At 64.8% G+C, this 14,021-nt stretch carries 2 protein-coding genes; one reads left to right on the forward strand and one right to left on the reverse strand.

Translation table 11 applies throughout. The annotated features are described in order from the left end of the window. Window positions 1–29: 29 nt before the first annotated feature. Entirely contained in the window at window positions 30–557 is a 528-nt protein-coding gene (locus tag K9857_RS18205) for an RNA polymerase factor sigma-70 (protein WP_224537999.1), read from the reverse strand. A 289-nt stretch (window positions 558–846) separates the two neighbouring features. Between K9857_RS18205 and K9857_RS18210 the strand changes: the two genes are divergently transcribed. Then, complete coding sequence (locus K9857_RS18210; protein WP_224538000.1) at window positions 847–13,848, forward strand: non-ribosomal peptide synthetase; 13,002 nt, start codon at window positions 847–849, stop codon at window positions 13,846–13,848. Window positions 13,849–14,021 lie beyond the last annotated feature (173 nt).

Consider the following 14,021-nt stretch of genomic DNA (forward strand, 5'->3'; position numbering starts at 1 on the left):
TGTAGGAGCGAGGCTTGCCCGCGAAGCTCTTAACGGCGGCTATTGGACACCTTGCGGCAATGCACCAACGCATCACGAATCATGAAGTTCACCAGGGTCGGCGAGACGCCCAGTTCCTTGGCGATGTCCTTCTGCGGCACGCCGTGCAGGCGGTACATCTCGAAGGCGTAGCGGGTTCGGCTCGGCAGCTCCCCGAGGGCGTCGGCGATGTTTTCCAGGGTGGAAAAGTTGATGTGCGAGGTTTCCGGTGAAGCGCCCTGAATCACCACGTTCAGACCTTCCTCCTCAGGCCCGGAATATTTCAGTTCCAGCGCCTGCTTGCGGTAGTGATCGATCGCCAGGTTGCGCACGATCTGGAACAGATAGCTGAGCTGCGCCTTGAACGACGAGGTGATCTGCGGCGCCGATTGCAGTCGGAAAAACGCGTCCTGCACCACATCTTCGGCACGGGAGCGACAGCCGGTAATGCGCGCTGCGATCTTCACCAGAATCAGTCGATTGTCGACGAAGGTCTGAATGAGCGGCGAATCGCACCTGGTGGACACTTCTTCCGTCATGGAAAGCTCTGTCATCGAAATCACCCTGCCAAATTGGTTAGGCGGACGGCCTATAGGCCGGGCCGTCCGTCACATCGAGCGACAAATTAGGATGAATGATAATGATTGTCAATTGAGAAAGAGAACTAATGCTCCTTAAGAGTGCAAAGTGAGAACAGCGACACGCGAACGCTCTCGCGTGCCGTCCCCCGCCCGATTGGCGTTCAGGCCGGTCGACTAATTATTTGCAGATGCCATCCGTTCTCATTGGTGAAATTTACTTGCAAGCCGAATCCAGGCAGGAAACCTCATGACCGACGCGTTCGAACTCCCCAGCACACTGGTCCAAGCCCTCCAGCGCCGTGCGGCCCTGACGCCGGATCGTGTGGCCCTGCGTTTTCTCGCCGAAACCCCGGACCAGGCTGTGGTGCTCAGTTATCGCGAACTGGACCGGCGTGCGCGGACCATCGCCGGCGCCTTGCAGGCCCAGGCAGGTTTTGGCGATCGCGCGGTGTTGCTGTTTCCCAGCGGCCCGGATTACGTCGCGGCGTTTTTCGGTTGCCTGTATGCCGGCGTGATCGCCGTGCCGGCTTATCCACCTGAATCGGCCAAGCGTCATCACCAGGAGCGCCTGCTGTCGATCATCAGCGACGCCGAGCCGCGCCTGCTCCTGACCAGCGCCGACCTGCAAGCGGCCCTGTCGCAGATCGAAGGCGCGCCGTCGCTGCTGTGCGTCGATACCCTCGACAGCGCGCTGGCCGACCGCTGGGGCGCGCCCGATCTGCAGGACCATGACATTGCCTTCCTGCAATACACCTCCGGTTCCACCGCGTTGCCCAAAGGCGTGCAAGTCAGCCACGGCAACCTGGTGGCCAACGAACAGTTGATCCGCCACGGCTTCGGCATCGACCTCAACCCCGACGACGTGATCGTCAGCTGGCTGCCGCTGTACCACGACATGGGTCTTATCGGCGGCCTGTTGCAGCCGATTTTCAGTGGCGTGCCCTGTGTGCTGATGTCGCCGGCGTACTTCCTTGGCCGGCCATTGCGCTGGCTGGAAGCGATCAGCGAATACGGCGGCACTATCAGCGGCGGGCCGGATTTCGCCTATCGCCTGTGCAGCGAACGGGTCAGCGAGTCGGCCCTGGAACGGCTCGACCTGAGCGGCTGGCGCGTGGCCTATTCCGGCTCCGAGCCGATTCGCCTCGACACCCTGGAGCGCTTCGCCGAGAAGTTCGCCGCCTGCGGTTTCACTGAGCAGAGCTTCATGGCGTCCTACGGTCTGGCCGAGGCCACGCTGTTCGTCGCCGGTACGCCACGCGGTCAGGGCATCGGTAACCTGCGGGTCGACGACCAAGCGCTGGCGCAGAACCGCGCCGAAGCAGGCGAGGGCAGCGCGATCATGAGCTGCGGGATCAGCCAGCCGGAACATGCCGTGCTGATCATCGACCCGGCCTCGCTCGACGAAGTGGCGGACAACACCGTCGGCGAGGTCTGGGCCAGCGGCCCGAGCATCGCCCTCGGTTACTGGCGCAACCCCGAAGCCTCGGCCAAGACTTTCGTTCAGCACGCCGGCAAGACCTGGCTGCGCACCGGCGATCTGGGCTTCATGCGCGACGGCGAGCTGTTCATCACCGGCCGCCTGAAAGACATGCTGATCGTGCGTGGGCACAACCTTTATCCACAGGACATCGAGCAGACCGTCGAGCGCGAAGTGGAAGTGGTGCGCAAGGGCCGCGTCGCCGCGTTCGCGGTCAATCAGGATGGCGAGGAAGGCATCGGCATCGCTGCGGAAATCAGCCGCAGCGTGCAGAAAGTCCTGCCGCCCGAAGCGCTGATCAAGGCTATCCGTCAGGCGGTGGCCGAGGCTTATCAACAGGCGCCGAGCGTGGTGGTGCTGCTCAATCCGGGCGCGTTGCCCAAGACTTCCAGCGGCAAACTGCAACGCTCGGCGTGCCGCCTGCGTCTGGCCGATGGCAGCCTCGACAGCTATGCGCTGTTCCCTTCGGCCAGCGATGAAGTGGCCGGCCAAAGCGCCTCAGCCTCGGAGTTGCAAAGCCTGATCGCCCAGGTCTGGTGCGAGCAGTTGCAGGTCAGGCAGGTGGATGCCGACGACCACTTCTTCCTGCTCGGCGGCAACTCGATTGCCGCCACCCAGGTGGTGGCGCGCCTGCGCGAAATCCTGGGCCTGGAGCTGAACCTGCGCCTGCTGTTCGAAGCGCCGACCCTGGCCGCATTCGCCGAAGCCGTGGCCGGTCAGCAACAGGACGGCGGCAGTCCGCAAGGCGAAATCGTCGCTCTGTCGCGCAGCGATGCCATGTCTCAACCCCTGCCCCAATCCCTGGCACAAAACCGCCTGTGGATCACCTGGCAACTCGACCCGCACAGCAGCGCCTACAACATTCCCGGCGCCCTGCGCCTGCGCGGCGAGCTGGACGAGGACGCCCTGCGCGCCAGCTTCCAGCAGCTGATCGAACGCCACGAATCCCTGCGCACACGCTTCTTCGAACGTGACGGCGTGGCGCTGCAACAGGTGTTGACGGCCGGCGAATTCAACCTGCAATCGATCGACATCAGCGACTTGCCGGCAGCCGAACGCGAAGCCCGCGCGCAACAGATCCGCGAGGACGAAGCCCGCACCCAGTTCGATCTGGAGAAAGGCCCACTGCTGTGGGTAACGCTGGTGCGTCTCGATGACGAAGACCATCAACTACTGGTGACCATGCACCACATCATCGCCGACGGCTGGTCGATGAACGTGCTGATCGACGAATTCTCCCGGCTGTACGCGGCGGCTACCCAAGGCCAGCAGGCGACGCTCGCGCCTCTGCCCACCCAGTACGCCGACTACGGCAGCTGGCAGCGTCAATGGCTGGCGCAAGGAGAGGGCGAGCGGCAGCTGGCCTACTGGAAAGATCGCCTGGGGGATGAGCTTCCAACGCTCGACCTGGCCACCGATCACCCGCGTTCGGCACAACAGCAACGCAGCGCCGCGCGCCATACCCTGCGTTTGCCTGCAGGTCTGAGCGATGCCGTTCGCCAGACCGCCCAAGCCCATGAATCGACCTCGTTCATGCTGCTACTCGCGACATTCCAGACCCTGTTGCATCGCTACAGCGGTCAGCGTGATATCCGCATCGGCGTCCCCAACGCCAACCGCCCGCGCCTGGAAACCCAGGGCCTGATCGGCTTCTTCATCAACACCCAGGTGCTGCGCGCCGAGCTGGACTCGCGCTTGCCGTTCGACCAGTTGCTGGCGCAAACCCGCGAGGCGGCGCTGGGTGCCCAAGCCCATCAGGACCTGCCTTTCGAACAACTGCTCGAAGCCTTTCCGCAGGCCCGCGAACAGGGGCTGTTCCAGGTGATGTTCAACCACCAGCAACGCGACCTCGGCGCCTTGAAACGCCTGCCGGGATTGCTGGCCGAAGAGCTGCCGTGGCACAGCCGCGAAGCCAAGTTCGACCTGCAATTGCACAGCGAAGAAGATCGCAACGGCCGGCTGACGCTGTCCTTCGACTACGCCGATGAGCTGTTCGACGCGGCGACCATCGAGCGTCTCGCCGCGCATTTCAGCCGCTTGCTGCAAGCCGTCTGCGAACAACCGGAAACCACCCTCGGCGACCTGCCGTTGCTGTCCTTGAGTGAACACGATGAGCAAAAAAATTGGAGCGTTGCGCCTTGCGAGCCGGCGCAACAATGGCTGCCGGAGCGGCTCAACGAACAGGCCCGCCAGACCCCGGAACGCACCGCGCTGGTCTGGGACGGCGGTCGCCTGAGCTTTGCCGAATTGCACACCCGGGCCAATCGCCTGGCCCATTACCTGCGCGACAAAGGCGTCGGCCCGGACGTGTGCGTGGCCATCGCCTGCGAGCGTTCGCCGCAACTGCTGATCGGTCTGCTGGCGATCATCAAGGCCGGCGGCGCCTACGTGCCGCTGGACCCGGATTACCCGGCCGAGCGCCTGGCCTACATGCTCAAGGACAGCGGCGTCGAATTACTGCTGACCCAGACCGCATTGCTCGAGCGCCTGCCGGCCACGGACGGCGTCAGCGTGATCGCCATGGACACCCTGCACCTGGACAGCTGGCCGTGCCAGGCACCGGGCCTGCATCTGCACGGCGACAACCTGGCCTACGTGATCTACACCTCCGGTTCCACCGGCCAGCCCAAGGGCGTCGGCAATACCCACGCCGCGCTGGCCGAGCGCCTGCAATGGATGCAGCACAGCTATCGCCTGGACCACAGCGACGTGCTGATGCAGAAGGCGCCGATCAGCTTCGACGTCTCGGTGTGGGAGTGCTTCTGGCCGCTGATCACCGGCGCGCGGCTGCTGATTGCCGGACCGGGTGAGCACCGCGACCCTCATCGCATCGCGCAACTGGTGCTGGAACATGGCGTGACCACGCTGCACTTCGTGCCGGCGCTGCTCTCGCTGTTCATCGACGAACCCCAAAGCGCCGAATGCACCAGCCTGCGTCGGCTGTTCTCCGGTGGCGAAGCCTTGCCGGCAGAGCTGCGTAATCGCGTGCTGGCGCAACTGCCGGCGGTGCAACTGCACAACCGATACGGCCCGACCGAGACCGCGATCAACGTCACCCACTGGCACTGCTCCAGCGCCGATGGCGAACGCTCGCCGATTGGCCGGCCGCTGGGCAACGTGGTTTGCCGGGTGCTCGACAGTGAGCTCAATCCGCTGCCGGCCGGCGTGCCCGGCGAACTGTGCATCAGCGGCCTGGGCCTGGCCCGGGGTTACCTCGGCCGCCCGGCGCTGACCGCCGAGCGCTTTGTGGTCGACCCCTTGGGCGAGCAGGGCGCGCGGCTGTACCGCACCGGCGACCGGGCGCGCTGGACCGCCGAGGGCGTGATCGAATACCTCGGCCGCCTCGATCAGCAGGTCAAGCTGCGCGGCTTCCGCGTTGAACCGGAGGAAATCGAAGCGCGCCTGCTGGCTCAGGACGGCGTGGCGCAAGCCGTGGTGCTGGTACGGGAAACCGCGGCCGGCGCACAGCTGATCGGCTACTACACCGCGACCGATGCCAGCGAAACCGAAGACGCACAAACCGCGCGCCTGAAAACCGCGTTGGCCAGCGAACTGCCGGAGTACATGGTCCCGGCGCAGCTGATGCGTCTGGAACAGATGCCCCTGAGCCCCAGCGGCAAACTCGACCGCCGTGCCTTGCCGGAGCCGCAGTGGCAGGTGCGCGAACACGTCGAACCGGTGACCGAGCTGGAACAGCAGATCGCCGGCATCTGGCGCGAAGTGCTTGGCCTGGCGCAGATCGGCCTGCGCGATGACTTTTTCGCCATCGGCGGCCACTCGCTCCTGGCCACGCAAATCATTTCCCGCACCCGTCAAGCCTGCGACGTCGAACTGCCATTGCGTGCCTTGTTCGAGAACAGTGAACTGGGCGCCTTCGCCGAACAGATCCGCCTGATCCAGGCCAGCGGCCAGACCAACAAACAGCCGCCGATCGCCGCTGTCGACCGCAGCCAGCCGGTGCCGCTGTCCTATTCCCAGCAGCGCATGTGGTTCCTCTGGCAGATGGAGCCGGACAGCCCGGCCTATAACGTCGGCGGCATGGCCCGCCTGCGCGGGGACTTGAATGTCAGCTGCTTCGACGCCGCATTGCAGGCGCTGATCCTGCGTCACGAAACCCTGCGAACCACCTTCCCGAGCGTCGACGGCGTGGCCCGCCAGCAGGTGCATGCCGAGACCGGCCTGCGCCTGCAATGGATGGATTTCTCGAACCTGGCCGCCGACCAACGCGAGCGACGGGTGCAGCAACTGGCGGACGAGCAGGCGCACCTGCCGTTCGATCTGGAAACCGGTCCGCTGCTGCGTGCCTGCCTGGTCAAGACCGCGGCGCAAGAGCACTACTTCGTGCTGACCCTGCACCACATCGTCACCGAAGGCTGGGCGATGGACATTTTTGCCCGGGAACTCAGCGCGCTGTACGAGGCCTTCGTCGACGGCCGTGAATCGCCGTTGGCGCCGCTGCCGGTGCAATACCTGGACTACAGCGTCTGGCAGCGCCAGTGGCTGGAGTCCGGCGAGCGTCAACGCCAGCTCGATTACTGGACCGCACAACTGGGCCGCGAACATCCGTTGCTGGAATTGCCCGGCGACCGTCCGCGTCCACCGGTGCAGAGCCATCAGGGCGAGTTGTTCCGCTTCGACCTGAGTGACGACCTCGCGGCGCGGGTTCGTGCGTTCAACGCGCAACAGGGCCTGACCCTGTTCATGACCATGACCGCCGCCCTGGCCGTGCTGCTTTACCGCTACAGCGGCCAGACCGACCTGCGCATCGGCGCCCCGGTGGCCAACCGTATTCGTCCGGAAAGCGAAGGGCTGATTGGCGCGTTCCTCAATACCCAGGTGCTGCGTTGCCAGCTCGACGGGCAGATGTCGGTGGGCGAGCTGTTCGAGCAGGTGCGTCATACCGTGATCGAAGGCCAGTCCCATCAGGACCTGCCGTTCGATCATCTGGTGGAGGCCTTGCAGCCCCCGCGCAGCGCCGCCTACAATCCGCTGTTCCAGGTGATGTGCAACGTGCAGCGCTGGGAATTCCAGCAGAGCCGCACCCTGGCCGGCATGACCGTCGAATACCTGGTCAACGATGCCCGGGCGACCAAGTTCGACCTCAATCTTGAAGTCACCGACCTCGACCATCGCCTGGGTTGCTGCCTGACCTACAGCACCGACCTGTTCGACGAGCCGCGCATCGCCCGCATGGCCGGACACTGGCGCAATCTGCTGGAGGCGCTGATCGCCGATCCGCAGCAGCGCCTGAGTGAGTTGCCATTGCTTGCCGCCGACGAGCAGCAGCAATTGCTCGACAGCCTCGGCGTCGAGCCGGGCGAGCATCGCCTCGACCAGTGCATCCATCAGCTGTTCGCCGAGCAGGCGCTGGTGCGCAAGGACGCGCCGGCCCTGACCTTCGCCGGGCAGACCCTGAGCTACGCCGAACTCGACAGCCGCGCCAATCGCCTGGCCTGGGTGCTGCGCGAGCGCGGTGTCGGGCCGCAGGTTCGCGTGGGCCTGGCGCTGGAGCGTTCGCTGGAGATGGTCATCGGCCTGCTGGCGATCCTCAAGGCCGGCGGAGCCTACGTGCCGCTGGACCCGGAATATCCTCTCGATCGCCTGCATTACATGATCGAGGACAGCGGCATCGGCCTGCTGCTCAGCGACCGGGCGATGTTCGCCGCACTGGGCGAGCTGCCGGCAAGCGTCGGTCGCTGGTGTCTGGAAGATGACAGCCCGGCGCTGGTCAACTACACGACCGGCGAGCTGCCGTTCATCAGCCTGCCGCAGCATCAGGCGTACCTGATCTACACCTCCGGTTCCACCGGCAAGCCCAAGGGCGTGGTGGTGTCCCACGGCGAAATCGCCATGCACTGCCGCGCGGTGATCGAGCGCTTCGGCATGCGTGTGGACGATTGCGAGCTGCACTTCTATTCGATCAACTTCGACGCCGCCACCGAGCGCCTGCTGGTGCCGCTGCTCAGCGGCGGGCAGGTGGTGTTGCGAGCGCAGGGGCAGTGGGATGCCGAGGAAATCTGCGGGCTGATCCGCCGTCACGGCGTCAACATTATCGGCTGCACCCCCAGCTATGGCAGCCAGCTGGCGCAATGGCTGGCGACCCGCAATGAAACCCTGCCGGTGCGGATGATCATCACCGGCGGCGAGGCGCTGACCGGCGAGCATCTGCAGCGAATCCGCGCGGCGTTCAAGCCGAGCCTGTTCTTCAACGCCTATGGCCCGACCGAAACCGTGGTCATGCCGCTGGCCAGCCTCGCTCCGCAAGTATTGGAAGAGGGCGCCGGCAGCGTGCCGATCGGCAGCGTGATCGGTGATCGCGTGGCCTACATTCTCGATGCCGATCTGGCGTTGGTGCCGCAGGGCGCGACCGGCGAGTTGTTCATCGGCGGCGCGGGCCTGGCCCAGGGTTATCACCAGCGTCCGGGGCTGAGCGCCGAGCGCTTTGTCGCCGACCCGTTCGCCACCAACGGCGGGCGTCTGTATCGCACCGGTGACCTGGTGCGCCAGCGCGCCGATGGCCTGGTGGAGTACCTGGGACGGATCGACCATCAGGTGAAGATTCGTGGTTTCCGCATCGAACTGGGGGAAATCGAAAACCGTCTGCTGGAACATGAGGCGGTCCGCGAAGCGGTGGTGCTGGCCCTCGATACCCCGAGCGGCAAGCAGCTGGCGGGCTATCTGGTCTGTGACGGCGACGGGTCGGATACGGCGGCGTTGCGCGAAACCCTCAAGGCGCATCTCAAATCACAACTGCCGGATTACATGGTGCCCGCGCACCTGATCCTACTTGAGAGCATGCCGCTGACCGCCAACGGCAAACTCGACCGTCGTGCACTGCCGGCGCCGGACCCGGAATTGAACCGTCAGCAATACGTTGCGCCGAGCAACGCGCTGGAAATCACCCTGGCGCAGATCTGGTGCGAAGTGCTGAACGTCGAACAGGTCGGTCTTAACGACAACTTCTTCGAACTCGGTGGCGACTCGATCCTGTCGATCCAGGTGGTCAGCCGTGCGCGGCAACAGGGCATCCACTTCAGCCCGCGGGACCTGTTCCAGCACCAGACCGCGCAGACCCTCGCCGCCGTGGCCAGTCGCACCGAGCAGGTTACCGCCGAGCAGGGGCTGCTCAGCGGCGAGTCGCGCCTGACGCCGATCCAGCATTGGTTCTTCGACACCGACATCCCGCAGCGCCAGCACTGGAACCAGGCATTGCTGTTGCAGCCGACCGTCGTGCTCGAACCTCATTGCCTTGAGGCGGCGCTGCTTGCAGTGATCGAACAGCACGATGCCTTGCGCCTGCGCTTCAATGAGGTGTCCGGCCAATGGCAGGCAGAACATCAGGCGCTGAGCGATGCGCCGGCGTTGCTGCAAGTGCGGGTGTCCTCCATGGACAAATGCGCTGCGCTGTTCGCCGATGCCCAGCGCAGTCTTGATCTTGCACAAGGTCCTCTGATGCGGGTGCTGCTGGTGGATGGGCCTGAAGGTCAACAACGGCTGTTCATTGCCATTCACCACCTGGTGGTGGACGGGGTGTCCTGGCGCGTACTGCTGGATGATCTGCAAAGCGTGTATCGCCAGCTCGAGGCGCAGCAGTCGGTCAACCTGCCGGCGAAGACAAGCGCGTTCCGCGATTGGGCGGCACGCTTGCAGGCCTATGCCGGCAGCGAGTCCCTGCGTGAAGAGCTGAGCTGGTGGCAGAGCCAATTGGCTGGGCCAAATGCCCAGTTGCCTTGCGATCACCCTGAGGGCGGCCGGCAGAATCGTCATGCGCAAACCGTCAGCGTGCGCCTGGACAGCGAACGCACCCGGCAATTGCTGCAACAGGCGCCGAGCGCCTATCGCACCCAGGTCAACGACCTGTTGCTCACCGCATTGGCCCGGGTTTTGTGCCGCTGGAGTGGTCATGAGTCGGCGCTGATTCAACTGGAGGGCCATGGCCGCGAGGCGCTGTTCGACGAGATCGACCTGACCCGCACTGTCGGCTGGTTCACCAGTGCCTACCCGCTGCGCCTGACCCCGCACGACATCGAAGAAGCGGCCGGGCAGGGCGCCTCGATCAAGGCGATCAAGGAGCAATTGCGCGCAGTGCCGCACAAGGGCCTGGGCTATGGCGTGCTGCGCTATCTGGCCGACGAATCCTGCCGTCGCGGCATCGAGGCGTTGCCGCTGGCGCCGGTCACCTTCAACTACCTGGGCCAGTTCGACCAGAGCTTCGGTGCCGATGCACTGTTCCTGCCGCTGGAGGAAAACATTGGCGCGGCCCACGATCCGCGGGCGCCGTTGCCCAACGAGTTGAGCGTCGACGGTCAGGTCTACGGTGGTGAGCTGGTGCTGCGCTGGACCTTCAGCGCCGAGCGCCACGAACGGCAGACCATCAGCGATCTGGCCGATGCCTATATCGGCGAGCTGCGAAGCCTGATCGCCCATTGCCTGCGCGACGAGGCCGGTGGCCTGACGCCGTCGGACTTCCCGCTGGCGAAACTGAGCCAGGCGCAACTCGATGCGCTGCCGGTGCCGGCCACCGCCATCGAGGACGTCTACCCGCTGACCCCGATGCAGGAAGGCATGCTGTTGCACACCTTGCTCGAACCGGGCACCGGCCTTTACTACATGCAGGACCGCTATCGCATCAACAGCGAGCTCGATCCGCAGCGTTTCGCCCAGGCCTGGCAGGCGGTGATCGCCCGTCACGAAGCCCTGCGCGCCTCGTTTTGCTGGAACGTCGGCGAAGACATGCTGCAGGTTATCCACAAGCCGGGCAGCACGCCGATCGAGTACCTGGACTGGAGCGACGTTGCCGAAGCCGAGCAGGAACCGAAACTGCAGCATCTGCTCAAGACCGAGCGCGAGGCCGGCTTCGATCTGCTCAACCAGGCGCCGTTCCACCTGCGCCTGATCCGGGTCGGTGCGGCGCGCTACTGGTTCATGATGAGCAACCACCACATCCTCATCGATGCCTGGTGCCGTTCGTTGCTGATGAACGATTTCTTCGAAATCTACATGGCCCTGGGCGAAGGCCGCGAAGCGCAACTGCCCGTGCCGCCGCGTTATCGCGACTACATCGGCTGGCTGCAACGCCAGAGCCTGGCCGAAGCGCGGCAGTGGTGGAAAACCAACCTGCAGGGCTTCGAGCGGACCACGCCGATTCCGAGCGACCGGCCGTTCCTGCGTGAGCATGCCGGCGACAGCGGCGGCATGATCGTCGGCGACCGCTACACCCGGCTCGATGCCCGTGACGGGGTACGTCTGCGCGAACTGGCCCAGGCTCATCAACTGACCATCAACACCTTCGCCCAGGCGGCGTGGGCCCTGGTACTGCGACGCCTGAGCGGCGACCGCGACGTACTGTTCGGAGTCACGGTGGCGGGGCGTCCGGTGGACATGCCGCACATGCAGCGCACCGTCGGCCTGTTCATCAACAGCATCGCGCTGCGGGTGAAGATGCCCGAGGACGATCAGCGTTGCAGCGTGCGCCAGTGGCTCACGCAACTGCTCGACAGCAACATGCAGCTGCGCGAGTACGAATACCTGCCGCTAGTGAACATTCAGGAGCAAAGCGAACTGCCCAAGGGCCAGCCGCTGTTCGACAGTCTGTTCGTGTTCGAGAACGCCCCGGTGGAAGTCTCGGTGCTGGATCGTGCGCAAAGCCTGAATGCGACTTCGGATTCCGGTCGCACCCACACCAACTTCCCGTTGACGGCGGTGTGCTATCCGGGGGATGACCTGGGGCTGCACCTGTCCTACGACCAGCGTTATTTCGACGAGGTTACGGTCGAGCGCATGTTGGGTGAGTTCAAGCGCTTGCTGCTGGCGCTGGTCGAGGGCTTCCATGGCGACATGCTCGATCTGCCATTGCTGGGTGAGGAAGAGCAGGAATTTTTGATTCATGGCTGCAACCAGAGCGAGCACGATTACCCGCTGGAGCAGAGCTACGTCGCGCTGTTCGAGGCGCAGGTTGCCGCGCATCCGCAGCGTATCGCCGCCAGCTGTCTGGATCAGCAGCTCAGTTATGAGGCGCTGAACCAGCGTAGCAATCGCCTGGGGCATGCCTTGATCGCTGCGGGTGTCAGGCTCGATCAGCCGGTGGCGCTGCTGGCGGAGCGCAACCTCGATCTGCTGGGCATGATCATCGGCAGCTTCAAGGCCGGGGCGGGTTATCTGCCGCTGGATCCGGGGCTGCCGAGTCAGCGCCTGAGCCGCATCATCGACCTGAGCCGCACGCCGCTGCTGGTCTGCACCCAGGCCAGTCGCGAACAGGCGCTGGCGCTGCTCGGGGAATGCGGTTGCGCCAATCGCCCTCGCTTGCTGGTGTGGGAAGAGGTGCAGGCCAGCGACGTGTCGGTCGCCGATCCGGGGATCTACAGCGGTCCGGACAATCTGGCTTACGTAATCTACACCTCCGGCTCCACCGGTTTGCCGAAAGGGGTGATGGTCGAGCAGCGCGGCATGCTCAACAACCAGTTGAGCAAGGTGCCGTATCTGGACCTGAGCGAGGCTGACGTGATCGCCCAGACCGCCTCGCAGAGCTTCGACATTTCCGTGTGGCAGTTCCTCGCCGCACCGTTGTTCGGTGCGCGGGTGGACATTGTGCCGAACAGCATCGCCCACGATCCGCAGGGGCTGCTGGCCCATGTGCAGACCCAGGGCATCACCGTGCTGGAAAGCGTGCCGTCGCTGATCCAGGGCATGCTCGCCCAGGAACGCATGAGCCTCGATGGCCTGCGCTGGATGCTGCCGACGGGTGAAGCGATGCCGCCGGAACTGGCGCACCAGTGGCTGCTGCGTTATCCACAGATCGGGCTGGTGAATGCCTACGGTCCGGCGGAATGCTCCGACGATGTGGCGTTCTTCCGGGTCGACATGGCGTCCACCCGTGGCAGCTATCTGCCGATCGGCACGCCGACCGACAACAACCGCTTGTACCTGCTCGACGGCGCGCTGGAGTTGGTGCCGCTGGGGGCGGTGGGCGAGTTGTGCGTGGCCGGCACCGGGGTTGGGCGTGGTTATGTCAGCGACCCGCTGCGCACCGCCCAGGTGTTTGTGCCGAACCCGTTCGGGGCGCCGGGGGATCGCCTGTATCGCACCGGCGACCTGGCTCGCCGTCGCAGTGACGGTGTGCTCGAGTACGTGGGGCGGATCGACCATCAGGTGAAGATTCGCGGCTATCGCATCGAGCTTGGGGAAATCGAGGCGCGGTTGCATGAGCAGGCGGAAGTCCGCGATGCGGCGGTGGGGGTGCAGGAAGGCGTCAACGGCAAGCATCTGGTGGGGTATCTGGTGGCGGCGGATTCGGCGCTGGCACCGGCCGAACGCCTGGATCGCATCAAGCAGCGCCTGCGCGCCGAACTGCCGGAGTACATGGTGCCTCTGCACTGGCTGTGGCTCGACAGACTGCCGCTCAACGCCAACGGCAAACTGGACCGCAAGGCCCTGCCGGCGCTGGAGATCGGCCAGTTGCAATCGGCCGACTATGTCGCGCCGCGCAATGAGCTGGAGCAGACCCTGGCGGACATCTGGGCCGAGGTGCTGAAGGTCGAACAGGTCGGCATCCGCGACAACTTCTTCGAACTGGGCGGACACTCGCTACTCGCCACCCAGATCGCCTCCCGGGTCCAGAAAACCCTGCAAAGGGACGTGCCGCTGCGGGCGATGTTCGAGTGCAGCACGGTGGAGGAACTGGCGGGGTACATCGATGGACTGGCGGCCAGTGATATCACCGAGGAGAAGGCGGATCGGTTGAATGACCTGATGGCGGAGCTGGAGGGGTTTTGATTCTCTAGCGTCCGGACGGGCCTCTTCGCGGGCAAGCCTTGCTCCTACAGTGGACGCGATTAACTGTGGGAGCGGCGGTGCGACGATTCGACTTGCTCGCGAAGAGGCCGGTACATCCAACATTGATGGTGACTGACACTCCGCTTTCGCGAGCAAGCCCGCTCCCACAGTGA

Origin of the sequence: Pseudomonas sp. REP124, from assembly GCF_020164475.1 — a bacterium.
Classification (GTDB): domain Bacteria; phylum Pseudomonadota; class Gammaproteobacteria; order Pseudomonadales; family Pseudomonadaceae; genus Aquipseudomonas.

Excerpts from the sequence above, each read along its gene's own strand:
- K9857_RS18205 (WP_224537999.1), bottom strand. The coding sequence starts at position 557 with ATGACGGAAGAAGTGTCCACCAGGTGCGATTCGCCGCTCATTCAGACC.
- K9857_RS18210 (WP_224538000.1), top strand. The coding sequence starts at position 847 with ATGACCGACGCGTTCGAACTCCCCAGCACACTGGTCCAAGCCCTCCAG.